Source organism: Robertmurraya mesotrionivorans, from assembly GCF_050971805.1.
Taxonomy (GTDB): Bacteria; Bacillota; Bacilli; order Bacillales; family Cytobacillaceae; genus Robertmurraya_A.
The window spans coordinates 1-22,701 of the sequence record NZ_JBPCCH010000010.1; the positions used below are offsets into that span (position 1 = coordinate 1).

Annotated in this window: 21 protein-coding genes and 12 tRNA genes; 26 read left to right on the top strand and 7 right to left on the bottom strand. The window is 37.5% G+C overall.

What is annotated here, in order from left to right; genetic code table 11:
• The first annotated feature begins 2 nt into the window (after window positions 1-2).
• From ACRX5O_RS15745 to ACRX5O_RS15800, 12 genes are all read left to right on the top strand, one after another.
• Window positions 3-77: transfer RNA gene (locus ACRX5O_RS15745), tRNA-Gly, on the top strand.
• An 11-nt stretch (window positions 78-88) separates the two neighbouring features.
• Window positions 89-177, top strand: a tRNA-Leu gene (locus ACRX5O_RS15750).
• A gap of 109 nt (window positions 178-286) precedes the next feature.
• Window positions 287-363: transfer RNA gene (locus ACRX5O_RS15755), tRNA-Arg, on the top strand.
• Between the two features lie 19 nt (window positions 364-382).
• Window positions 383-458 (top strand) — tRNA-Ala (locus ACRX5O_RS15760).
• 54 nt (window positions 459-512) lie between these two features.
• Window positions 513-589: transfer RNA gene (locus ACRX5O_RS15765), tRNA-Met, on the top strand.
• A 7-nt stretch (window positions 590-596) separates the two neighbouring features.
• Window positions 597-689 (top strand) — tRNA-Ser (locus tag ACRX5O_RS15770).
• 68 nt (window positions 690-757) lie between these two features.
• Window positions 758-833: transfer RNA gene (locus ACRX5O_RS15775), tRNA-Asp, on the top strand.
• Window positions 834-860: 27 nt separating this feature from the next.
• Window positions 861-933, top strand: a tRNA-Phe gene (locus ACRX5O_RS15780).
• A 15-nt stretch (window positions 934-948) separates the two neighbouring features.
• Window positions 949-1,019, top strand: a tRNA-Trp gene (locus tag ACRX5O_RS15785).
• An 8-nt stretch (window positions 1,020-1,027) separates the two neighbouring features.
• Window positions 1,028-1,103: transfer RNA gene (locus tag ACRX5O_RS15790), tRNA-His, on the top strand.
• Window positions 1,104-1,244: 141 nt separating this feature from the next.
• Window positions 1,245-1,316, top strand: a tRNA-Gln gene (locus tag ACRX5O_RS15795).
• A gap of 132 nt (window positions 1,317-1,448) precedes the next feature.
• Window positions 1,449-1,522, top strand: a tRNA-Gly gene (locus ACRX5O_RS15800).
• 124 nt (window positions 1,523-1,646) lie between these two features.
• Here ACRX5O_RS15800 and ACRX5O_RS15805 read toward each other — a convergent pair.
• Window positions 1,647-1,775: a hypothetical protein gene (locus ACRX5O_RS15805; RefSeq protein ID WP_276131190.1), complete on the bottom strand. Its 129-nt coding sequence runs from the start codon at window positions 1,773-1,775 to the stop codon at window positions 1,647-1,649.
• A 260-nt stretch (window positions 1,776-2,035) separates the two neighbouring features.
• Between ACRX5O_RS15805 and ACRX5O_RS15810 the strand changes: the two genes are divergently transcribed.
• From ACRX5O_RS15810 to ACRX5O_RS15835, 6 genes are all read left to right on the top strand, one after another.
• A complete protein-coding gene (locus ACRX5O_RS15810; protein WP_433906818.1) occupies window positions 2,036-2,740 on the top strand; it encodes a winged helix-turn-helix domain-containing protein in 705 nt (234 codons plus the stop codon).
• Window positions 2,730-4,136: a sensor histidine kinase gene (locus ACRX5O_RS15815; RefSeq protein ID WP_433906819.1), complete on the top strand. Its 1,407-nt coding sequence runs from the start codon at window positions 2,730-2,732 to the stop codon at window positions 4,134-4,136. Before ACRX5O_RS15810 ends, ACRX5O_RS15815 begins: the two co-directional genes overlap by 11 nt.
• Before the next feature lie 162 nt (window positions 4,137-4,298).
• Window positions 4,299-5,573, top strand: a complete 1,275-nt coding sequence (locus tag ACRX5O_RS15820) for a S1C family serine protease (protein ID WP_433906820.1) — start codon at window positions 4,299-4,301, stop codon at window positions 5,571-5,573.
• Window positions 5,574-5,664: 91 nt separating this feature from the next.
• Window positions 5,665-6,162 carry a hypothetical protein gene (locus ACRX5O_RS15825; RefSeq protein WP_433906821.1) on the top strand — a complete coding sequence of 166 codons (498 nt, stop codon included), beginning with the start codon at window positions 5,665-5,667 and terminating at the stop codon, window positions 6,160-6,162.
• A 2-nt stretch (window positions 6,163-6,164) separates the two neighbouring features.
• Window positions 6,165-6,836 (top strand): PspA/IM30 family protein, encoded by a 672-nt coding sequence (locus ACRX5O_RS15830; protein WP_433906822.1) that lies wholly within the window; start codon window positions 6,165-6,167, stop codon window positions 6,834-6,836.
• A gap of 129 nt (window positions 6,837-6,965) precedes the next feature.
• The gene (locus tag ACRX5O_RS15835; RefSeq protein ID WP_433906823.1) at window positions 6,966-7,853 is read left to right on the top strand and encodes a peptidylprolyl isomerase; all 888 of its coding nucleotides are present in this window, start codon (window positions 6,966-6,968) and stop codon (window positions 7,851-7,853) included.
• A gap of 40 nt (window positions 7,854-7,893) precedes the next feature.
• On the opposite strand, the gene ACRX5O_RS15840 is transcribed toward ACRX5O_RS15835, so the two are convergent.
• The 3 genes from ACRX5O_RS15840 to ACRX5O_RS15850 all read right to left on the bottom strand — a co-directional run bounded on the left by ACRX5O_RS15840 (window position 7,894) and on the right by ACRX5O_RS15850 (window position 11,075).
• Window positions 7,894-9,273, bottom strand: coding sequence for a hemolysin family protein (locus tag ACRX5O_RS15840; protein WP_433906824.1), 1,380 nt, complete (start codon window positions 9,271-9,273; stop codon window positions 7,894-7,896).
• Between the two features lie 48 nt (window positions 9,274-9,321).
• On the bottom strand, window positions 9,322-9,780 hold the full coding sequence (locus ACRX5O_RS15845) for a MerR family transcriptional regulator (protein ID WP_433906931.1): 459 nt from the start codon (window positions 9,778-9,780) through the stop codon (window positions 9,322-9,324).
• A gap of 155 nt (window positions 9,781-9,935) precedes the next feature.
• Window positions 9,936-11,075 carry a histidine kinase N-terminal domain-containing protein gene (locus ACRX5O_RS15850; RefSeq protein WP_433906825.1) on the bottom strand — a complete coding sequence of 380 codons (1,140 nt, stop codon included), beginning with the start codon at window positions 11,073-11,075 and terminating at the stop codon, window positions 9,936-9,938.
• A 282-nt stretch (window positions 11,076-11,357) separates the two neighbouring features.
• Here ACRX5O_RS15850 and ACRX5O_RS15855 point away from each other — a divergent pair, with 282 nt between their 5' ends.
• From ACRX5O_RS15855 to ACRX5O_RS15870, 4 genes are all read left to right on the top strand, one after another.
• Window positions 11,358-11,582, top strand: a complete 225-nt coding sequence (locus ACRX5O_RS15855; RefSeq protein ID WP_391558421.1) for a FeoA family protein — start codon at window positions 11,358-11,360, stop codon at window positions 11,580-11,582.
• A complete protein-coding gene (feoB, locus tag ACRX5O_RS15860; protein WP_433906826.1) occupies window positions 11,582-13,585 on the top strand; it encodes a ferrous iron transport protein B in 2,004 nt (667 codons plus the stop codon). Before ACRX5O_RS15855 ends, feoB begins: the two co-directional genes overlap by 1 nt.
• Window positions 13,586-13,601: 16 nt before the next feature.
• Window positions 13,602-13,766 (top strand): FeoB-associated Cys-rich membrane protein, encoded by a 165-nt coding sequence (locus ACRX5O_RS15865; protein ID WP_433906827.1) that lies wholly within the window; start codon window positions 13,602-13,604, stop codon window positions 13,764-13,766.
• Window positions 13,767-13,886: 120 nt separating this feature from the next.
• Window positions 13,887-14,348: a helix-turn-helix transcriptional regulator gene (locus tag ACRX5O_RS15870; RefSeq protein WP_433906828.1), complete on the top strand. Its 462-nt coding sequence runs from the start codon at window positions 13,887-13,889 to the stop codon at window positions 14,346-14,348.
• Between the two features lie 94 nt (window positions 14,349-14,442).
• On the opposite strand, the gene ACRX5O_RS15875 is transcribed toward ACRX5O_RS15870, so the two are convergent.
• Window positions 14,443-14,763: a hypothetical protein gene (locus tag ACRX5O_RS15875; RefSeq protein ID WP_433906829.1), complete on the bottom strand. Its 321-nt coding sequence runs from the start codon at window positions 14,761-14,763 to the stop codon at window positions 14,443-14,445.
• A gap of 198 nt (window positions 14,764-14,961) precedes the next feature.
• On the opposite strand from ACRX5O_RS15875, the gene ACRX5O_RS15880 reads away from it, so the two are divergent.
• The 3 genes from ACRX5O_RS15880 to ACRX5O_RS15890 all read left to right on the top strand — a co-directional run bounded on the left by ACRX5O_RS15880 (window position 14,962) and on the right by ACRX5O_RS15890 (window position 20,446).
• Window positions 14,962-16,233 carry an MFS transporter gene (locus tag ACRX5O_RS15880; RefSeq protein ID WP_433906830.1) on the top strand — a complete coding sequence of 424 codons (1,272 nt, stop codon included), beginning with the start codon at window positions 14,962-14,964 and terminating at the stop codon, window positions 16,231-16,233.
• A gap of 446 nt (window positions 16,234-16,679) precedes the next feature.
• On the top strand, window positions 16,680-18,437 hold the full coding sequence (locus ACRX5O_RS15885) for an ABC transporter ATP-binding protein (protein ID WP_433906831.1): 1,758 nt from the start codon (window positions 16,680-16,682) through the stop codon (window positions 18,435-18,437).
• Entirely contained in the window at window positions 18,434-20,446 is a 2,013-nt protein-coding gene (locus ACRX5O_RS15890) for an ABC transporter ATP-binding protein (RefSeq protein WP_433906832.1), read from the top strand. The genes ACRX5O_RS15885 and ACRX5O_RS15890 overlap by 4 nt, the downstream gene beginning before the upstream one ends.
• A 316-nt stretch (window positions 20,447-20,762) precedes the next feature.
• Here ACRX5O_RS15890 and ACRX5O_RS15895 read toward each other — a convergent pair whose 3' ends face one another.
• Window positions 20,763-20,969 (bottom strand): alpha/beta-type small acid-soluble spore protein, encoded by a 207-nt coding sequence (locus ACRX5O_RS15895; protein ID WP_066058898.1) that lies wholly within the window; start codon window positions 20,967-20,969, stop codon window positions 20,763-20,765.
• 268 nt (window positions 20,970-21,237) lie between these two features.
• On the opposite strand from ACRX5O_RS15895, the gene ACRX5O_RS15900 reads away from it, so the two are divergent.
• Window positions 21,238-21,480: a hypothetical protein gene (locus ACRX5O_RS15900; protein WP_119707103.1), complete on the top strand. Its 243-nt coding sequence runs from the start codon at window positions 21,238-21,240 to the stop codon at window positions 21,478-21,480.
• A gap of 39 nt (window positions 21,481-21,519) precedes the next feature.
• Here the strand turns inward: ACRX5O_RS15900 and ACRX5O_RS15905 are convergent, their stop codons facing one another.
• Complete coding sequence (locus tag ACRX5O_RS15905; protein ID WP_119707104.1) at window positions 21,520-22,617, bottom strand: ABC transporter ATP-binding protein; 1,098 nt, start codon at window positions 22,615-22,617, stop codon at window positions 21,520-21,522.
• Window positions 22,618-22,701: the final 84 nt, after the last annotated feature.

Genomic DNA, 22,701 nt, shown 5'->3' on the forward strand with positions numbered 1-22,701 from the left:
ATGCGGAAGTAGTTCAGTGGTAGAATACAACCTTGCCAAGGTTGGGGTCGCGGGTTCGAATCCCGTCTTCCGCTCCAGAACTTCTTTTGCCGGGGTGGCGGAACTGGCAGACGCACAGGACTTAAAATCCTGCGGTAGGTGACTACCGTACCGGTTCGATTCCGGTCCTCGGCACCAAAGCTTTTTGCAAAGCAAAATAGGTTTCGTTTTTTACGAAGTAAAATATTCATCCTAAAATTATGAAGTAAAATAGCTTTTGATATTATGAAAGCAAATTTTCTTATATGCGCCCGTAGCTCAATTGGATAGAGCGTCTGACTACGGATCAGAAGGTTATGGGTTCGACTCCTTTCGGGCGCGCCATTTCTATTAATATTTGTTTGGGGCCTTAGCTCAGCTGGGAGAGCGCCTGCCTTGCACGCAGGAGGTCAGCGGTTCGATCCCGCTAGGCTCCACCAAGATTTTTTCACGGAACGTAGTGTAGTGAAAATAATCTTCATTAAATTAACTTTGGCGGTGTAGCTCAGCTGGCTAGAGCGTACGGTTCATACCCGTGAGGTCGGGGGTTCGATCCCCTCCGCCGCTACCAAAGATACGGAGGTATACCCAAGTCCGGCTGAAGGGATCGGTCTTGAAAACCGACAGGCGGGTCAAACCGCGCGGGGGTTCGAATCCCTCTACCTCCTCCATCTTAAAATGATATTATTTTTAAGATACAATGTAAGTTATTTTTAAGTAAACACTTGAAAAAAACTCTGGTCCCGTGGTGTAGCGGTTAACATGCCTGCCTGTCACGCAGGAGATCGCCGGTTCGATCCCGGTCGGGACCGCCATCTATACATAATTGAATAGCAATCTATGGCTCAGTAGCTCAGTTGGTAGAGCAAAGGACTGAAAATCCTTGTGTCGGCGGTTCGATTCCGTCCTGAGCCATCTTTCTTTTTTTGAAGGGGTATAGTTTAAAGGTAGAACAAAGGTCTCCAAAACCTTCGGTGTGGGTTCGATTCCTACTACCCCTGTCATCATGGCGATTGTGGCGAAGTGGTTAACGCATCGGATTGTGGTTCCGACATTCGTGGGTTCGATTCCCATCAGTCGCCCCATTTTAATAAAATTTGTATTTGTTGTATACCTTGTAGTCGACGATATTTCGTGAATTTCCTGAAGCGAAATTTCCAAAATATCCTCTTGCGGTGCGGATTCTTGTAGATAATTCGAGGAAGACTTGCATGAAGTTTAATCAATGGGCTATAGCCAAGCGGTAAGGCAACGGACTTTGACTCCGTCATGCGTTGGTTCGAATCCAGCTAGCCCAGTATGAAAAGCGGAGAAAGCTTGATCAGCCTTGACAGGCATAAGTCGAATGCCGCAGGAAGGCCTGCCTTCTGGAGGTATTTGGCTTATGACCCCGAGAGGCTAGCTTTCGGAGCTAGACAATAATACGTTATGCGTGTGTAGTTTAATGGTAAAACCTCAGCCTTCCAAGCTGATGTCGTGAGTTCGATTCTCATCACCCGCTCCATAAATACATATAACCTTGTTTCCAACACTAGAGTTGTTTCAAAAAATGAAGCAGCCCTAGTGTTTTTTAATTTTTTAAGAAGTTGTTATCATAAAGAAAGGATAGGTGCATAGCACCTATCCTTTTACCAATCTTGTGTATTTTCAAGTAAATGATCGATTTCAATTGTTGTGATGAATGAAAATCCTTCATCTTCAGTAAGGTCGCGAGTGGATTCTAGCAATTCATCGATATCAGCTTTTATTAATCGCATAGTTATTTACTCCTCTCGTTTATGTATGTTATTAACCATACCCTATTTCCTGGTCTACTAAACTTTTCGATGCGAAGTACTTCTTTATGGGGGTAAGAATAAAGAAATTATTAATTTCTTTCCCTTATCATGTTATGAATAAAATATGACCAAACTATTACTTAGCTATTAATAAAATAGGAAGAATCTCATTTTTAGTTGAAAAAAAGTTGTAAATACATTTAAATTAAGGTCGAGAGATGTAGGGGGAGATGAGATATATGAACGTATTAGTGATAGAAGATAATGAGAGTGTATGCTCAATGATTGATATGTTTTTTTCTAAAGAGGGAATCAAAGGGACGTATATCCACGATGGTTTAGAAGGTCTTAACACGTTTAAATCAGGTGAATGGGACTTGGTTATTATTGACTGGATGCTTCCGAGTATGGATGGAGTTATGATATGCCGAAAAATCCGAGAAGAAGGCTATTCGGTTCCCATTATAATGTTAACAGCAAAGGATACAGAGTCAGACCAAGTGCTAGGACTTGAAATGGGAGCTGATGATTATGTAACAAAACCGTTCAGTCCACTTGCTTTAATGGCAAGAATCAAGGCAATTAGTCGCCGTATTCAAAGTAATGACCTAGTAAAAGTAGATAAAGGGATGCTACAAACAAAACATTTTAAAATCAGTAAAGATACAAGAGAAGTATTTTTAGATGATCAGCCAGTGTTAAATTTAACACCGAAGGAATTTGAACTTCTTTACTACTTCGCGCAGCATCCAAAGCAGGTCTTTACAAGGGAACAGCTTCTTGAGCGAGTATGGGGCTACCAATTTTACGGTGATGAGCGAACAGTAGATGTTCATATTAAAAGATTAAGAAAGAAGATAGGAACCGATTCACAGCCATTCTTCCATACTGTTTGGGGTGTAGGCTACAAGTTTGATGAAGTGGTGCAAGGAAATGAAAATTAAATATTTGTACCAGCAGCTTATCAGTCACATAAGTGTGCTAGTAGTTGCTTTTTTAATATTAAGCTTAGTGTTCTCTCATTACGTAGAGGGGCTGGTGTATAAAAATAAGGTGGATGAACTTGAATCATACGGTGAAAATATCTTGCGTGACATTACAGAGGGGAATCTTTCCTCCGACCGAATTGTAAATGAGTATATGACCGTATTAGGTGGACGGAATATTAGCTTTTCTATCTTTGATGAGAAAGGATCAGTCATATTTCCTGCCGATAAGCACGGGGGAGATTTAAGGTTAGTGGATGAAGTACTTGAACAAATTTCGAGCGGAGAGACTCTAATTGTTAAAAATAGGACGAAACGCTCGGATCAGGAAGTAACACTTGTTGCTATTCCTTATATAGTAAATGGACAATTAGCAGGAGGAATCTTGCTCACTGCCCCAATTAGCGGTTCAAGAGAGATGATCAGTCAAATTAATCAATATTTATTTTATACAGTTCTCATCGCTTTAGTGGTTGCTGTTTTACTTAGCTTGATTTTATCAAGAATTCATGTTCATCGAATTAAACGAATTCAAGCGGCAACATCATCCGTTGCTGCTGGGAATTACACAGTAAAGCTACCTTCTTCAACTTTTGATGAAATAGGGGAACTTGCCGAGGACTTTAATTCAATGGTGATGCGATTAAATGCCTCGAAGGAAGAAATCGAAAGCTTGGAAAATCGCCGTCGTAATTTTATGTCAGATGTATCGCATGAACTTCGAACACCGCTTACAACAATCAGCGGAGTAATTGAAGGACTAAAAAATAATATGATTGCAGAAGACGAAAAAGAGAAAGGGATTCAGCTAGTAAGCAAAGAGACCAAACGCCTAATTCGGCTTGTAAATGAAAATCTAGATTATGATAAAATCCGCTCAAATCAGATCAAGCTTACTAAAGAAGAGATTCCGTTGGATGAGTTATTTGAAATCATCCAAGAGCAATTATCTCTTCAAGCAGAAGAAAAAGGGAACTCTATTCACATAGAGGTAGAGGAAGGTATGTCCATTTATGCGGATTATGACCGACTTGTGCAAATTCTCATTAATATAACCAAAAATAGTATACAGTTTACTTCAAATGGAAGTATCTATTTGCGAGGGAAGAATGGAATAAGGGAAACCATTATTGAGATTGAAGATACGGGAATTGGAATTGATCCAATGGAGATTGAAAAAATATGGCATCGTTTTTATAAAGCTGAAATCTCTCGGACATCAAATCCATTTGGAGAGTTTGGGTTAGGCTTGTCGATTGTCAAACAGCTCGTACAGCTTCATAATGGAAAAATCGAAGTAACAAGTGAAAAAGGAAAAGGAACAATATTTACGATTCGTTTTCCCTCTGAATGATTCTAGCAAAATTATAAGCCGCATGAGCGGCTTATTTTTTTTTGCTAAATAAAGATAATCTTTCCCTATTATTTCTAAATCTATTAAAGGTTTGTTAATTATTTGTTCATAAATGGGGTCTATGATGTAACTATGAAGCAAGACATAAAGGAGGAGCTTAGGATGAGTGATTTTAATCAATTCCCATCACAATTAGAAACTTCGAAAGAATATCATACAGAACCTGTTAAGAAAAAAAAGAAAGGAAGGAAGGTGCAAAGCTTTTTATCAATGGTGACTGCTGGGGTCGTAGGATCTATGCTTACTATCGTAGCTATTCCTAATATAGACACACTTCAAAACCTCTCTGAGAAGATAAGTGGAGTTACTGGAGAGCAAAATTCTTCTGTGTCTAGCTCAAATGAGAATAATGAGGCAGCAGCTGTAGTGACAACTGCTACAACTTCAACTAAAAATTCTGATGATATTGTAGTTGCGGATATGGTTGAGGCATCCTCAAAAGCGATTGTAGGGATTGTCAACTTACAGCAGCAAACTAGTCGTTATTCTACTGACACATCGGCTGTTGAGGCCGGATCAGGGTCAGGTGTCATTTTTAAAGTGACAGGTAATGAGGCTTATATTGTAACAAACAATCATGTAATCGAAGGGGCAAGTGAAATTGAGGTTTCTCTTTATAACGGGGAGAAAGCCAGTGCACAACTAATTGGGGCAGATGCCCTAACGGATTTAGCTGTATTAAAAATTGATTCCAAAGATGTTGAAGGCACACTTGAATTCGGAGATTCATCCACATTACGTGCTGGAGAAGAGGTACTTGCCATAGGAAATCCACTCGGCCTTGAATTTTCACGTACGGTAACTCAAGGGATTGTAAGTGCAACGGATCGGACGATTGCTGTGACGACTTCTGCAGGAGAATGGGAGCTGAATGTAATCCAGACGGATGCAGCCATTAATCCTGGAAATAGTGGTGGAGCTTTACTGAATTCAACTGGGCAGGTAATTGGAATTAACTCACTTAAGATCTCAGAGGATGGAGTTGAGGGATTAGGATTCGCGATTCCAAGTAATGACGTCGTACCAATCGTAAACCAACTCATTGAATCTGGCGAAATCACACGTCCTTATATGGGAGTGAGCTTAGCAGGTCTAGAGGAACTTCCCCAAATGTATCTGCAGGAAGTGCCAGAAACAGTAACAGAAGGTGCAATGGTGATGCAAATTGATTCTAGCTCAGCTGCCGCAAAAGCAGGTCTAGCAGTAGGTGATGTAATCGTAAGTATCGATGACGTGAAGGTTACCAATTCAAATGATTTACGTAAGTATTTATACAATGATTTAACTGTGGGTGATGAAATAACCTTAAAGGTATATAGCAAAGGACAAGAAAAAACGGTCACGATGACTTTAACAGATCAGCAAGCGACAAGTTAATCAAATCTTTGGAGGGATTAAAAATGGACGTTAAAAACAAGATTTTAAATAAACAGTGCATCCAGTTTTACTTGAAGGGAGGTGAATTCATTTGAACAAGGCGGTAAAGTGGACGATGATCGTAGCACCGATCGTGGTTCTAGCGATTGTCATTGTTAGCATGTTTAGTATACCAACCATGACCGTTCAAGCTCAGGGGTTTCATGGAATGAAAGGTGGAGGCGTTCATGGTTTTCATGAAAGAGGTATGATGGTGAACCAGTCCTTCTTCTTATTACCATTCTTACTAGGTGTTTTGGCAAAGGTTGGCCTAGTGATAGCTGGTTGGATGCTGTGGGTTCGAGGAAAGAGCAATGGAATGAAACTTACTGGTGGAATCTTACTTGCACTAGGAATACTTGCTCTATTACCTACTATTCTAGCCATTCCGCTACTTATTCTATTAGGTTACTTACTTTATAAGAGTGCAGTGAAGAAAGACACAAATGTTCAGGAATTAATGACGGGAGAAGATTTAGTTGTACCGTCCTATACAAATAGAGATTTCCTTGATGAGTGGGAAAACAAAGTACGTAGGGAGGAAAAGTAAAAATGGGGATTTTCAAACGAATAAAAGATATCGCAACAGCGGATTTTAATGACGCTTTGGATCGATTAGAGGATCCAATTAGTATGCTCAAACAATATTTAAGAGAGCTTGAGGGAGAGATTGGAAAGGCACAAAAGGCTCTCGCTCAGCAGCTGTATATTGAAAAGAAGTTTGAAGCAGTCATCGAATCAACGATTGATAGAGTCCAAAAAAGAGCAAGGCAAGCTGAGTTAGCAGTCGAAAGAGGAGAAGATCAGATTGCTAGACTAGCGATAGAGGACAAGCTTCAACAAGAGAAAAAACTAAGATTGTATGAAGGACAGTACCACACAATTAAAAATCAAACGAATTTATTGTACGACGAACTCGATAAACTTAAAGAAAAATACGACGAATTACAGGATCGAAAACTGCTGCTCGTTTCTAGAATGACAGCGGCAAAGGTATCAAATGATATTTCACAAGTTCTTGCTTCCATTAATCCGGACCGAGCAGTAAAGGGGTTCATAAGAGTAGAGGAAGAGATACTTAAACTTGAAGCAAAGTCACAAGCAAATCAATATTTCACAAAAGCGAATGCCGGAAGAATTGAAAGTGTTCTAGGAACGTATTCACATGAAGATGTAGAGAAGGAATTGGAGAAGCTAAAATCTTCAAGACTAGAAACTGTATAATTTGGGAGAGGGAGACGAGCTCATCGTCTCTTTTTCTTTTTCATATCTCTTTCATTGCTTGTTAATAGTTTTGTCACATTTACAGGTTAGTATAGAGGAAGAGAAAACAAAGGAGAGGACAATTACAAAATGAAGGAAAAATTACTTAGGAAGAAGTTAGTAATAACAATAGTAACAGCATTAGTCGGACTAGCTATTATCGCCGGTATTCTTTTATCAACAAAAGATAGTGTAGTAGCAAAGGTAGGAGAAACGTCCATTTCAGAAGATGAACTCCAACAGTCTTTGTTAGATCAGTATGGAGCAGATGCGCTTGATGTGTTAATTACAAACAAATTAATTGAGCTTGAAGCGGATAAACAAAAGATTACGGTATCAGATGAGGAAGTTGAAGAGGAACTTGCCACATTGGCTGAATCATATGGCGGTGAAACTGCTCTTGAAGAGGCAGTTGTAGCGAGTGGATCGACAATGGACGATGTTCGAGACGATATTATCAATTATATTAAAACAGAGAAATTGCTTGAGCCAAGAATTGAAATTACAGATGAAGAGTTACAAACGTATTTTGATGAAAATAAGGATACTTTTGCTACAGCTGAACAAGTACAAGCAAGCCATATTTTAGTAGCTGATGAAGCAACTGCTAACGAAGTCAAAAGTAAACTAGATGCAGGGGAAGACTTTAGCGAATTAGCTAAAGAATATTCAACAGACACTACAACAGCAGAATCTGGTGGGGACTTAGGATACTTTAGCAGTGGTGATATGGTAGCAGAGTTTGAAGAGGTTGCATTTGCGCTTGGTGTAGATGAAATTAGTGCTCCTGTAAAAACGGAGTATGGTTACCATATAATTAAAGTTGTCGATCATCAGGAAGCGAAGGAAGCTAATTTCGAAGATAGTAAAGAAGAGATTACAGATACCTTAATGAATGATAAGATGTCTACAGAATATACAGTATGGTTAGAAGAGCTTAAAGAAGAGTATGAAATTACTAACTATCTAGAAGCATAGTAAAAACCTCGATTGATTGTTCAATCGAGGGTTTTTCATATTAGAAACTAACTGACTGTTTAGAAATCATTTCTTCGGATGAGTTTGGGACAGCTGGAAGTGGGGTATCAATTAAAGAATGCTTTGTTATATTCTTTGAAACTTCTACATATTTCATATGATGTTCTTCCATCTCAATAATTTTGAAGGTGTAGTTTTCAAGTGTAATTTCGTCACCTTCTCTTGCCTCATAATTCTCAGTTAAGATCCAACCACCAATCGTGTCCACATCTTCATCATCAATATTTAATCCTAATAGATCATTTACTTCGCTAACAAGCATTTTTGCATCAATAATATAGTGATCTTCCTGAAGCTTTCGTATCATTGGAATTTCATCCATATCAAACTCATCACGAATTTCACCAACTATTTCTTCTATGATGTCTTCCACTGTAACTAGACCAGAAGTACCGCCATATTCATCCATAAGAATGGCCATATGGATTCGTTCCTTTTGCATTTTAACTAATAAGTCATGGATAGGAACCGTATCTATGACGCGGATAATAGGTCTTGTATAAATTTCAAGTGTCTTCGTTAAGAGTGTTCGGTTTTGTATGAGCTCAGTCATGATTTCTTTTATATTTACCATTCCTATAATATGGTCCTTGTCACCGTCTATGATAGGGTAACGAGTAAACTTTTCTTCGTTAACAACTTGAAGAAATTCCTCTAACGTATTGTCCTTTGATAGGGTAACGATTTCGCGTCTAGGAACCATAATTTCCTTGGCAATTCGGTTATCGAATTCAAATATTTTGTTTACATATTTAAACTCTGATTGGTTTATCTCACCACTTTTATAGCTCTCAGAAAGTATTAATCGCAGCTCTTCTTCAGAATGTGCTAAGTCATTTATGGAAGCAGGTTTTAGCCCAAATATTTTTGTTAATATTTTCGTTGTTCCATTTAGTACAAAAATGAAAGGGAACATTAGTCGGTAAAACCAGATGAGTGGACGCGCGGTAAAGAGCGTCATTTTCTCTGCTTTTTGCAGTGCCATCGTTTTTGGAGCTATTTTTCCAAATAACACATGAAGGAATGTAATAGCTAAGAAACCTATTCCGAAAGAAAGGAAGGATACTATTGTCTCTGTTCCGTTCATTTGCTGGAAAATAGGACGCAATACGATTTCAATGGGTTCAATTGCTAACCAGCCTAGTCCTAGAGTTGTCATAGTGATACCAAGTTGGCATGCAGACAAGTAATTGTCTAGGTTAGCATTAACCCTTTTTGCAGAAATAGCACCTTTTTTGCCTTCCTCAATGAGCTGGTCGAGCCGTGCGACTCGCACCTTTACAATAGCATATTCCGAAACCACAAAAAATGCCGTCAAAGCAATTAAAATGGCTATTAAAACCAAGTTTAATATGTCCAATAAGTTTCCTTATCTCGCTTAATAAACGAGTAAGGAGTCACCTCCCAGTTAATTCGAAAATTTTACTAACCTATGAAACTCGGGTAAAAACTTCATCAGCCATTCACTCTCCATTGTTAACTCTTCAGAGAGCACTTTCGTTTGCTGACCATCTAGATTTTCAATTAATGGGATGAGTACAGAAATATCGTGCTGTAGCTGCTTCATTTGTTGACCAATGGAGTGAATATGCCTTTCCATTTCTCCCTGTTTCACGTCTTTTTGCTTTTTCATTTCTAGTTTTCTTTTAATCTCTTCTAAAGGGATATGCATTTCTTTACATTCTTCAATGAAGTGTAGAGCTTCTAAAGCTTCATCATTGTAAAGTCTGTAATTTCCCTTTGAACGATCGGCATGCAGTAACCCTAAATTTGTGTAATAGTCAATCGTTCTTCTTGAAACTTTTGCGATTGAAGCTAGCTCCCCAATTCGGTAAAATGCCCCATTGTACCACCTCTGCTTATGAATTGTTCAATATAAATAATTATAATTATACGAAAGGAAAAACTGTACAGTCAAACGTTACGGTTAGATAAAAAATGGTATTATCCATATTTTATGATGAATTTAATGTAATATGAAGGTTCTTGGGGGTATTGTTAGAAAAATGAAAAAAAACCTCTTTACTCAGAGGCTTCTGTAAGAGAAGGAATAGGCATCGTCATTCTAAAAATGGTTTTTTCTGTACTTGATTCACACATAAGACGACCTTTATGTTTTTCAATGATTTCTCTACATACGAAAAGTCCAAGGCCAGTTCCGAGTGTTTTAGTAGTGACAAATGGCTCGAAAATTGATTTTAACATCTGGTCTGGAATCATTGGTCCGTTATTTGATATTTCGATAACGACATGCTTATTGTGTGAGAGAGAACAAATGATCTCTATTATTGGGTCTTCACGGTATTGTGTTAGTACATCAATTGCATTAAATATAATGTTGATTAGCACCTGTCTAATTTCATCCACATATCCGAATAAATGAACATGGTCAAAAGTTTCTCTTATAACCTTTACTTTTGAGTCGAGTATGCTTGGATATAAGAATATGAGTACTTCATCAATAAGTTCATTTAATGAAAATGAACTTTTTTCTTTACCAATTAGCTCTTTCTTCGAGAGAAGTAAGAATTGAGAAATACGGAAGTTTAGCTGCTCTAATTCACTTGAAATAATATCTAAGTATTTAATAGATGGATCTTCAGCTTTTAATAATTGAATAAAACCTTGAACCGAAGTTAAGGGGTTTCGAAATTCATGAATAAAACTTGAGGTCATCTGTCCAAGTAGTGTTAGCCTATCCTTGTGTGTAGAATCGATAAATTGCGTCTTTTCTTCAATAATTTTATTTTTCTCCTCTGTAAAGTAAGAAACGGAGTATAGTAGAAACTTATCGAAGAATGAATCGATGCTCTTTATGGATTCTTGGATTTCTTCTTTTGTAAAATCAGTTTCAAGTAAATGGTGATAGATAATCGAACGACCGATGTTGACATTATAAACAAATGTCCCAATGTTGATAGAATCATTTACTCGTTGTTCAGCAATTTTTAACGAAAATTCTTCAATGAATTTTTCAAAGTCTAGACCTTCTATATCAAGACCATCTAGAATCATTTGAAATAATGAAAAATCATTCGTATTAATATCAAATTTATATGGATCTTCTGTTGATATGAGGATTTCTTTTTCCCATAAAGAGACTAATAAACTCTTCGATTTGGAGAGATAATCAATTAATTTCTCCCTGGTTGCTTGTAGCATGGATTGTCACTCACCCTTATATTCTTTCTCTCTCTTTATTAGTTAATAAGGATATATTCGAGGATTTTAGGTGGAATCCTCTTTCGAAAAATGAGAAATATAGAAATCATACGTAAGTCTTATAAATTGTAAGAAAATTACATTTCTTAAAACGTCTATGAGCATGAGTAAGTTATTGTGACATTTCACACAGCGACCCAAAAGGAAACGTGCTATAAATAAAGATAATCATTCTCAATTAGATTCATTGTAAGAAAAACAATAAGTATTTGGGTGATAACTATGTTAGTAGCATTAAAAGCGGGGGAAAAAGCCGTTATTAAGGATATATCTGGCGCCAATGCTTTAGTCAGGCGCAGATTATTAGATTTAGGTATAACAGAGGGCTCGATTGTCTGTATAAAGTGCATTATGCCGTTTGGGGGACCTGTCATGCTCGAATCATGCGGACAGTGCGTAGGAATTAGGAGAAACGAGGCAAGTTGCATTGAGGTGGAAAAAGGATAATGGAAATTGCTCTATTTGGAAATCCGAATACTGGAAAGACGTCACTTTTCAACAGCTTAACAGGTTCGTATGAGTATATAGGAAACTGGAGTGGAGTGACAGTTGAGAAAAAGATTGGTGCCTTTAAGCAAAAAGCAGCAAAGTTAATTGATTTACCAGGTATCTACTCCTTAAACCCTCTATCTAAGGATGAAGGTGTTGTTACCCAATTTGTTCTTCATGAATCATACGATAAAATCCTAAATATTATTGATGCTTCACAAATTGAAAGGAACTTACATCTTACTCTCCAATTATTAGAGCTAGGTAAGCCTATTGTTATTGGGGTGAATATGGTTGATGTAGCTAGCAAACGAGGAATTGAAGTAGATACTGAGAAGCTTGAAAAGATATTAGGTATCCCCGTAACTTCTGTAATCGCACGAAGTGGCAAAGGCTGTGATGTGCTTGCAGAGATGGTAACCGCTTCTTCCAATGTAGGTTCAAATAAAAGCCTCATAAACTATGGGAAGGAAATTGAAGATACGATACTACATATCTCACAATTAGTTGGAGAGAAAACAAAAATATCCTCACGCTGGCTTACACTTCAGCTGTTAGAAGGAAATGAGTATGTAAAGAAGTATTTGAATGATCTTGTTGGAGAAGAAAAAATTAATCAGATCATTGAAAAAGTTGAACAAAATATTTTTCAAGTTACTGCTAAAACGGTAGATACATTTATATATCAAACTAGAAGAGAAGGCATCACATCTATAGCCGAAAAGGTTACCGTGAAAAGAAAAGACACACACCCACCATTTTCAGAGAAGATGGATGCTTTGGTTACTAATAAGTGGTTAGGAATTCCTATTTTCCTTGGCATGATGTATGTGATGTTTATGCTTACGTTTGACTGGCTTGGCTTTCCACTATCTGATTTACTTGATGGGTTTATTACTGGTCCTCTAACAAATTTAATTGAAGGATTACTTGGATTAGTTGGGGCATCTAAATTTATACATGCTATTGTTCTTGACGGTATTGTTGCAGGAGTGGGTGGGGTTCTTGTTTTTGTACCACAAATATTCATCCTGTTTTTCTTTATTTCCTTACTGGAGGATTCAGGCTATATGGCTAGAGTAGCTTTAGTCATGGATCGGATGATGGAGTTAGTTGGTTTAAATGGAAAGGCGTTTATCCCAATGATGATTGGCTTTGGTTGTAATGTTCCTGGAGTCATGGCAGCCCGTACGATAGAAACTCCGAAGGAAAGATTGCTTACCATATTGTTAACTCCTCTTATGTCATGTTCGGCTCGGCTTCCTGTATATGCCTTATTTGTAGGAGCTTTCTTTGTAGAGCATAAAGCTTTTATTGTCCTTTCTCTATATGTTATCGGGATTGTCGTTGCTCTGGTTGTCGCAAAGGTTTTTTCTAAAACACTATTAAATGGAGAGACCTCACTATTCGTCATTGAGCTTCCTCCATATCGCGTCCCTCAATTCCAGACACTATGGAGAAGTACATGGGATAAAGGAAAAGGTTTTATCCGTAAGGCTGGTACTTTTATATTCGCAGGTTCTGTCCTTATTTGGCTTTTATCGTATGCTGGTCCAGCAGGAGTAAATGTAAATATGGATGATAGTTTTTTAGCAATGATCGGAGGGTTATTTGCCCCCCTATTTACTCCAATTGGCTTTGGTTCTTGGCAAGCGGGAGCATCCTTGTTAACGGGCTTTTTAGCAAAGGAAGCCATTATATCAACGATGAATATCATTTACTTCGTTCCTGATGAATCTAGTCTACAAGGTTTACTAGCAACATCTTATTCTCCGTTAGCTGCCTATAGTTTTATGTTGTTTATTTTATTGTATATCCCTTGCTTGGCAACTGTAGCAACAATAAGAAAAGAAACTGCTTCAAGAAAATGGACAATTATTTCAATTGTATATTCCTTTGTCGTAGCCTATGTTTTATGTTTACTTGTCTACCAAGCTGGAAAACTATTGGGATTCTCATGAAAAATGAGGTGGGATCATGTTGGCGAATATTCTATTAGGTAGCATTATTTTTGGTTATGCAGGCTTTGCTTTTTATAAGCATATTCAAAAATCAAAACAAGGGAAATGTGCCGCGTGTGCGGTCAAGAATGCTTGTAAAAGTGAAGCCGTATGTACTAGTCAAGTTACTGATAAAAAATAAATGTATAAACTGCTGTTCAACAGGATAGCAGTTTTTTATTGGAATATTTTCCATTGTTGTTTTATAATAATAGGAGGATGTGTAAAATTACACCAATTCATTTTAAAGGACTGAATGGATTTGACTAGAGACGAGATAATATCGAAGGTATCGGAGAAAATGAGGTTAATCCGGACGGAAGCAGGATACACACAGGATAAAATGGGTGAAGTCATCGGTCTTTCGAAAAAGACGCTCGTACAAATTGAAAAAGGTAGGATGGATGCAAACTGGCAGACCGTTGTTACCATTTGTGCTCTATTTCGTGAAACAGAAACCATTCAATATTTATTTGGTAGTGACCCATTAGAAGTGCTTGAGACTGTGGCGAGAGATGGGATTGATTACCGAAAAGAAAAAACATTGGGTGGAAAGCTATGGTGGCGTGAAATTGACAGAAAAAAGGGGATTATTCTACAGCAGAATGTCTTAAGTCAACACTATCGTATTCTTGATGATGAGTACTTCCGCATTTTCAGCAGCTTCGAAGAACGTGCGTCCAGAGAGCGTTTTGAAGAGCTTGTGAATGAAATAAAGGAGTAAGAACGTAAGAACAAAAGCTACCGGGTGTCCAATAAGGGATACTTAGTAGCTTTTTTTCATGAGATATTTGGCAAATAGGTAGTTGTCACTGTCATCATTTAAGTTGTAGCGGGTGCTGAAAAGAAATTGATTTGGAGACATGATTGAGCGAATGGTCGTTCTCAAAAATAGATTTGATCTTATTTAGAAATAAATGATTCCTTTGTCCATCAACAACTACTAGCAACTTACTCCCCTTTTTTATTGTTAAAAAGAATGTCACTAGTTTTGTTATGTGTATGCCTGAAACTGAATGATGATTATGATAAAAAGTGACCATGCCATTGAATTTCTTTGCTAATGTGTATAGTTCCATTATCTCTTTCATCATTATTCGGTGCGTATAACAAACCGTTACAGACGATGTTTCATTCATGGACAGCACTCCTTTATCGAGTTATTTTTATAAATTATTACCCTTTCTCCCCCTAAATGAAACATGTTTGTAAGGAAATATACTGAGAATTCAATCTCTTCCGTCTAGAGGCGGAGGAAAATCCCATCAAAGGTCTGTTTTGAGTAAAAGCAATGCAAAGTAAACTAAAGGTATCAAAGGGAGTTAGGGGTAGAATAAATGAAAAAATTTATTGTTGTTTTTCAAAACAAAAATTTCACCAAGCTTTTTTTAGCGAACTTCACGTCACAAATGGGTAGTACGATTGGACTTACTGCTTTTATGTTTTTCTTATTGGATCGTTTTTCCGACCAGCCTATGTACGCATCTATAACAGAGTTAATGTATTCACTCCCTACACTAGCTGTTTTTTTCCTAGTCGGCGTATTTGCAGATCGAATGGATAGACAAAAGATTGCTTTTAGCTGTGACTGGATAAGTGCTGTACTTTCCATAATATTTTTAGGGACATTAATAATTGGTTCGATGCCTCTTATCTTCTTTGTTCTCTTTTTAAGAAGTGCCGTTCAAAAATTCTTTTTTCCCGCCGAGCATGCGATGGTTCAAGGAATTCTTAAGCAGGATGATTACACAACTGCTGCTGGTTTAAATCAATTGGTCATGAGTTTATTTATGTTATTTGGTAATGGGTTAGGGGTATTAGCCTATTGGACGGTAGGGATTTACGGGGCAATCCTTATCGATACCATTACGTTCATGATAAGTGCTCTTCTTATCCGTTCTTGCCAGATTCAAGAGAGTGTAAGAATGCCAAATGGAAAGCATCGATTAAAAGATTTAAGTATTTCTACTGTATTTGTTGATTTCAAGGATTCAATGAAATATATACTACAGCACGGCCTTCTGCGAACACTGTTAATTGGATTTATTGTGTTTGGTGTTGTAAACGGTGGTTTTAGTGTAATGCCTGTTTTTATCTTAAAATATAAGCTTGCACCGGAGAACTACGAACAATTTTCAATTATTATCGGAATCATGTTTGGAACAGGAGCTTTACTAGGAAGTGTCGTTGCGTCGGTTATAAGTGAAAAACTAAAACTTCATCAGCTTATTATTATGGGGCTTATTATTACGGGTAGTTTTGTCATCCTTTCATCACTAGTTACGTCCCTTGTCTTATTCTTTGTTTTAGTGTTTATTGCGGCTCTAGGTCTGCCACTTGTTAATATTGGAATCGGAGGTTGGATGCCAAGTATTGTGGACCCTAAAATGATGGGGAGAGTTCAAGGGTGGATTTCACCATTAATGATGCTTTCACAATCGCTAACTTTGGGATTTATTGCTTATAGTTTTCCAGCATTATTAAAAGTGGATATGCTTTATTGGATCGTCGGAGGATGCTTGATGTTAGTGGGAGTATTTTATGCAATCGCTCTTCCTAAATACAGTCGGAATCTCCAGCCGCAATCCAAGCCATTGCCTGTTTCTTAGTAATGGTAAAAGCATACAAATATTGAGAAAATTCAATTGACTTTAGTGGGTTTTGATGATAATGTAACAAATATGGAAAATAATGAAAGGATAGGAGGTTACGATCATGAGAGTAAGAGATTTACACATTCACTTAACTGAATATGAGAGCGTAACCATTTATAATCCTTGTCCTTAAATGAGCACAGTTTACTATTAACGAATAGCACGGGTTACGTATGAGTAGCTTGTGCTTTTTTGTCGCCTTTTGACATATCGCATAGGATGCGGTATGTCTTTTTTGTCTTGTAAAAGAGGTAGCATTGGGAATACCCCATTACTATAAAAAAATTCTAGGAGGAAGTAACAATGCAAACATTACGTGTAGAAAGATTATTGGTATCACCCGTGGAGCTTGAGAGTGGCTAGTTATACATGACGGAAAGAAAAGAGAGGAGACTACCAAGATGTTCTCTATTTTACGAAAATTAAGTTGGTTCTTTAAAGAAAATTGGAAACGCTATACTGTTGCGATAACACTTCTTATTTTTATTGGATTTGTTGATGTTATTCCACCAAAACTTGTTGGAATGGTTATTGATGATATTCATATGGGAGTAATAAGTAAGGAAAAAATTGTGCAGTATTTATTAGCTTTTTTTGTCCTTACAGTTGTATCCTATGGAGTCACATATATTTGGATGTACCAGCTGTTTGGTGGGGCTTTTCTTATTGAAAGAAAACTGCGCTCACAATTTATGAGGCATCTTTTTAAAATGACACCAACGTTCTTTGAAAAAAATCGAACGGGAGATTTAATGGCCCGTGCAACTAATGATCTAAAGGCTATTTCTACAACTGCTGGTTTTGGTATTTTAACACTAGTAGATTCCACAGCCTTTATGCTTACAATCGTTGCGATGATGACGATCTTTATTAGTTGGGAACTTACTCTTGCAGCAGTCCTACCGTTGCCAATCATGGCTGTTCTCATCAATTATTACGGCAATACCATTCATAAAAAGTTTATGTCAGCACAGGATGCATTTGGTGAACTTAATGATCGAGTTCTCGAGTCGGTTTCAGGAGTAAGAGTGATTCGCGCCTATGTACAAGAACGTGAAGATCAAGAACGATTTCACGATATGACAGAGGATGTTTATAAAAAGAATGTGGCTGTTGCAAAAATAGATTCTTTGTTTAATCCAACGATCAAGGTTTTGGTTGGACTAAGTTATGTTATTGGATTAGGCTTTGGTTCATACTTAGTGTTCCATAATCGACTCACGCTAGGGGAACTTGTTTCGTTTAATGTATATTTAGGTATGCTTGTTTGGCCAATGTTTGCGATTGGAGAGCTTATCAATATTATGCAAAGAGGAAATGCTTCACTAGACCGAGTACAAGAAACATTATCCTATCAGCCTGATGTAACGGATCCATTGAATCCAAAATCGGATAATAATCCGGAGCAGATTACGTTCAAGGAATTTTCCTTTCGATACCCATCCTCTAATGTAGATAACCTAAGTAAAATCAATGTAGATTTGAAGCGAGGGGAGACATTGGGGATTGTTGGTAAAACAGGGAGTGGAAAAACAACCTTTATCAAACAGCTATTAAGAGAATATCCGTTAGGGATAGGAGCATTAACTATTTCTAATGTAGAGTTAAATGAGCATACATTAGAGACAACTAGAGGATGGATTGGGTACGTTCCACAAGATCACGTCCTGTTTTCAAAGACGGTAAAAGAAAATATTCTTTTTGGACGACTGGACGCTACTGATGCTGATTTGGTTAAAGCTATCGAATTAGCGGATTTCAAGAAGGATATTGAGATGCTTCCCGAAGGTCTAGAAACACTTGTTGGGGAAAAAGGTGTTGCTTTATCTGGGGGACAAAAACAAAGAATTTCGATAGCGAGAGCATTAATTAAGAATCCTGAAATTCTTATTTTAGACGATTCTCTTTCAGCCGTTGATGCAAAAACAGAAAAGAAAATCATCGAAAATATACGAAGTGAACGAAGTGGAAAGACAACAATTATAACGACCCATCGAATGTCTGCAGTCCAGCACGCTGACCGTATTCTCGTGTTAGATGAAGGGATCATTGTTGAGGAAGGAACCCATGAACAACTTATGGAACGGAACGGCTGGTATCGAGAGCAATATGATAGACAGCAGGTTCAAACCTCATCTGAAGTGGAGGTGAGTGTATGACGACTGGTAAACGCCTCGTACAATACGCTTTGCATTATAAAAAAATCATAATCGCAGCACTTATGATGCTTTCTGTTGCGGTTACCGCTGACCTTGCGGGACCATTCATAGCCAAGCGAATGATTGATCAACACATATTAGGGATTGAGTCGACTTGGTATCAAACGAATGGAACGAAGGACTCAGTCGAATACAAAGGAAATTATTATAAACGTGAGAAATATATTGAGGATGATGAGGTGAAGGTAGAAGAAGCAACCATTCTACAAGTTAATCGTTCATTCGTCTTTGTTGAGGAGGCTACTCCCTTTGACGGGGAAAGAAGCTTTAATAATGGTGTACTAACTATTACAAAGGGAGACGAGATTGAAACCTTCGAAGGAACAAAGCTTACAACCGAGGAGCTGGTAGCATTTTATCAGCCGGAAACCTCAAGAATTATTGGTTTATTATCACTGTACTTAGGATTGATCGTTATTGCAGCTATTTTTGAATACGGACAGCGTTTTTATTTGCAGATGTCTGCAAACCGGGTCATCCAAAAAATGCGTGAGGATGTATTTGGACAGATTCAAAAGCTTCCTATTCGATACTTTGATAATTTGCCAGCCGGTAAGGTTGTTGCGAGAATAACAAATGATACAGAAGCAATTCGAGAATTATATGTTACTGTGCTATCAACCTTTTTCACCAGTGCGATTTACATTACGGGAATTTATATTGCTTTATTCATTCTCAATGTAAAGCTAGCTTTAATTTGTTTATTACTATTGCCAATTCTCTTTGTGTGGACACTTGTATATCGAAAATACGCATCAAAGTATAATCATAAAATACGTTCGAGAAATAGTGATATTAACGCAATTGTTAATGAATCCATTCAAGGGATGAACGTGATTCAAGCATTTAATCGAGAAAAGCAGACTCAGAAAGAATTTGAAAAACTAAATGAAGATCACTTTAAATTTCAAAACAAACTTTTAAGTCTCAATTCATTAACTTCACATAATTTAGTAAACGTACTAAGGAATGTGATATTTGTAGCTTTTATTTGGTATTTTGGGGGAGAAGCACTAAAGCCAAGTGCAGTAGTCTCGCTAGGAATGCTGTATGCGTTTGTTGATTATATTAATCGCCTTTTTAACCCTATTCAAGGGATTGTGAATCAGCTAGCCAATCTTGAACAAGCGCTAGTTGCAGCAGACCGTGTGTTTGAGTTATTAACCGAAGAGGGAATCGATGTTAATGATCATCGGATGGAACGCTATAAGGGGAATGTAACTTTTGAGCATGTTTCCTTTGGTTATAAAGAGAATGAATTTGTTTTAAAGGATATTCATTTTACTGCGGAGCACGGGGAAACTGTGGCGCTTGTCGGACATACCGGTTCAGGAAAAAGCTCAATTATCAATCTGCTTTTCAGGTTTTACGATTGTCAAAAGGGAAGTATTTTAGTTGATGGAACCGATATAACAAATATTCCCCATCAAACACTACGACAGCATATGGGAATCGTATTGCAGGATCCTTTTCTATTCACTGGTACGATTGCTTCAAACGTTAGTCTCGATAATCCAGCAATTACTCGAGAAAAGGTTGAACAGGCACTTCGTGATGTAGGAGCTGATAGAGTATTTAAACATTTGGAAAAAGGCTTTGATGAACCGGTTATTGAAAAGGGCAGCACGTTATCAAGTGGTCAGAGACAGCTTATATCTTTTGCAAGAGCATTAGCATTCGACCCGGCCATTCTTATCTTGGATGAAGCAACATCTAGTATTGATACAGAGACAGAAATGATCATTCAAGAGGCAATGGATGTATTGAAAAAGGGAAGAACCACATTCATTATAGCTCACAGATTATCGACCATTCGAAATGCTGATCAAATACTTGTATTAGATAAAGGGTGTATCGTCGAAAAAGGGACGCATGATGAATTAATGGAACAAAAAGGAAAGTATTATCAAATGTATCAGCTTCAACAAGGAAGCATCTTAGCTGGTTGATGTTCAAAGAACTTTCGAAATTTAGACATACAATTTTCTTAATTTACGTCCAGTCGGTCCCCGAATTCGTGTTAATGTTAAAGCAAACAAAGGCACGAAGGGGGATTTGAATATGGAAGAGCTTTCAGTGACATTAGTTATTGCAAGTATTATGGTTTTAGGTTACTTTATTGGATTTACAATCATAAAAGAATCATAAAAACAGCCTTTTATTACGAAAGGCTGTTTTTTATTTGGGCATAATATGAAAGCCCTCTTCCAGAATGGAAGAGGGCTAAGCCATACCTTATTCAATTGTGTACTATCTTAAGTTAAATTAGCGTTGGAAAGAACCGCTCATAGATTGTTGAGCCATAGATACTAAACGCTTAGTGATTTCTCCACCTACAGATCCGTTAGCACGTGAAGTAGTTTCGCCACCAAGGTTTACACCAAATTCGCTAGCGATTTCGTACTTCATTTGCTCTAATGCTTGCTCTGCTCCTGGTACTAATAGTTGGTTTGAAGAATTGTTGTTTGCCATGTTGAACACTCTCCTTCAGTTTTTTTGGTGGACTATTTTGGATTGAACCAAATTGATTAGTAAATCAAGCTTTCAGCATAGTCCGTTATAAAAGTTTTTGTTGTTTGCGACTTGTTGTCGCTGTGTTTACTCAATATTATGGATGATTTTTTTGATCCTATTCGAAATAAACTGCAGGTAATGTTTTCCTGTTCATAATTTCTTTTTGCCTTACATGAACAGGTGATATGCTTCTCAAACTAATAAAAAAACAAAGTAGGGAAGAGAAATGGGAATATGTCCAGTTTGTAACGGGCTTGAAGAAAAATACTTTACTTGCAGTACATGCGGAAGTGAATTAGAGGAAGCAGGAAGGTTAATGGATTTTTTTGATGACTATAGTGCCTATATGCCAATTGACTTAATGAAGCTTGAAGATGGATATCCCGAGGATTATGCTAAGGGACTCTGTCCGCATCTATATAAGTGTCCATCTTGTTATAGCGATGTGGTCCAATTCATACAAGAATAGAAAAAAGGATGCAGCGCGCTCGTGCTGCATCCTAGGTGATTAACGTATTCTTGATTCTGTAGTTACATCGAAGAAGTGAGCTTTGTTCAAATCAAATGCTAAATCGATTGATTGACCAGGTTTAATATCTGAACGAGAGTCTACTCTCGCTACAAAATCCTGACCCTCAATGCTTGAATAAAGCATTGTTTCAGCACCAGTTAATTCTGATACATCAATTTTTACATGAATTTTTGTACCTTGAGAAGCTTCGATGAATACAGGCTCATCATGAATATCTTCCGGACGGATACCGAGAATAATTTCTTTACCAACATACCCTTGTTCACGAAGTACTTTCATTTTTCCTTCTGGGATAGCGATTGAAGTTTTGCCTGCAACAAATTTACCTTCCTCGATTTTTCCTCTTAGGAAGTTCATTGCTGGTGATCCAATAAATCCACCAACAAATACATTTTCAGGCTTTTCGTATACTTCTTTTGGTGCTCCAACTTGCTGGATAACTCCGTCCTTCATAACAACAAGACGAGTAGCCATTGTCATTGCTTCTGTTTGGTCATGCGTTACGTAGATAGTTGTTGTTTGTAAGCGTTGATGAAGCTTTGCAATTTCAGCACGCATTTGAACACGAAGTTTAGCATCAAGGTTCGATAATGGCTCATCCATTAAGAATACTTTTGCATCACGGACAATCGCACGACCTAATGCCACACGCTGACGTTGACCACCAGAAAGTGCTTTTGGTTTACGATCAAGGTAAGGTTCTAAACCAAGGATTTTTGCAGCTTCCTGAACACGGCGATCAATTTCATCCTTAGGAAACTTACGAAGCTTTAATCCAAAAGCCATATTGTCATATACACTCATATGTGGGTAAAGAGCATAGTTTTGGAATACCATGGCAATATCACGATCTTTTGGTGCAACATCATTTACACGTTTACCATCAATAGAAAAATCACCTTTAGAGATTTCTTCAAGACCAGCAATCATACGTAAAGTTGTTGATTTTCCGCAACCAGATGGTCCAACGAATACGATAAACTCTTTATCTTGAATATGAAGGTTAAAGTCTTCAACAGCAGTTACTTTATTGTCGTAAATTTTGAAAATATGATCTAAAACTAACTCAGCCATAATTAATTCCTCCCAGTGATCTGTAATCGTTTTCTTATGTATAGATTACATGATTGGAAGGTTCTTGTACTATGTGAATAGTGC

Coding starts and splice junctions, on each gene's coding strand:
- ACRX5O_RS15890 (WP_433906832.1), top strand. CDS start 18,434: ATGACGACTGGTAAACGCCTCGTACAATACGCTTTGCATTATAAAAAA.
- ACRX5O_RS15865 (WP_433906827.1), top strand. CDS start 13,602: ATGTTGGCGAATATTCTATTAGGTAGCATTATTTTTGGTTATGCAGGC.
- ACRX5O_RS15905 (WP_119707104.1), bottom strand. CDS start 22,617: ATGGCTGAGTTAGTTTTAGATCATATTTTCAAAATTTACGACAATAAA.
- ACRX5O_RS15855 (WP_391558421.1), top strand. CDS start 11,358: ATGTTAGTAGCATTAAAAGCGGGGGAAAAAGCCGTTATTAAGGATATA.
- ACRX5O_RS15875 (WP_433906829.1), bottom strand. CDS start 14,763: ATGAATGAAACATCGTCTGTAACGGTTTGTTATACGCACCGAATAATG.
- ACRX5O_RS15805 (WP_276131190.1), bottom strand. CDS start 1,775: ATGCGATTAATAAAAGCTGATATCGATGAATTGCTAGAATCCACTCGC.
- ACRX5O_RS15895 (WP_066058898.1), bottom strand. CDS start 20,969: ATGGCAAACAACAATTCTTCAAACCAACTATTAGTACCAGGAGCAGAG.
- ACRX5O_RS15820 (WP_433906820.1), top strand. CDS start 4,299: ATGAGTGATTTTAATCAATTCCCATCACAATTAGAAACTTCGAAAGAA.
- ACRX5O_RS15810 (WP_433906818.1), top strand. CDS start 2,036: ATGAACGTATTAGTGATAGAAGATAATGAGAGTGTATGCTCAATGATT.
- ACRX5O_RS15880 (WP_433906830.1), top strand. CDS start 14,962: ATGAAAAAATTTATTGTTGTTTTTCAAAACAAAAATTTCACCAAGCTT.
- ACRX5O_RS15900 (WP_119707103.1), top strand. CDS start 21,238: ATGGGAATATGTCCAGTTTGTAACGGGCTTGAAGAAAAATACTTTACT.
- ACRX5O_RS15815 (WP_433906819.1), top strand. CDS start 2,730: ATGAAAATTAAATATTTGTACCAGCAGCTTATCAGTCACATAAGTGTG.
- ACRX5O_RS15835 (WP_433906823.1), top strand. CDS start 6,966: ATGAAGGAAAAATTACTTAGGAAGAAGTTAGTAATAACAATAGTAACA.
- ACRX5O_RS15850 (WP_433906825.1), bottom strand. CDS start 11,075: ATGCTACAAGCAACCAGGGAGAAATTAATTGATTATCTCTCCAAATCG.
- ACRX5O_RS15885 (WP_433906831.1), top strand. CDS start 16,680: ATGTTCTCTATTTTACGAAAATTAAGTTGGTTCTTTAAAGAAAATTGG.
- ACRX5O_RS15830 (WP_433906822.1), top strand. CDS start 6,165: ATGGGGATTTTCAAACGAATAAAAGATATCGCAACAGCGGATTTTAAT.
- feoB (WP_433906826.1), top strand. CDS start 11,582: ATGGAAATTGCTCTATTTGGAAATCCGAATACTGGAAAGACGTCACTT.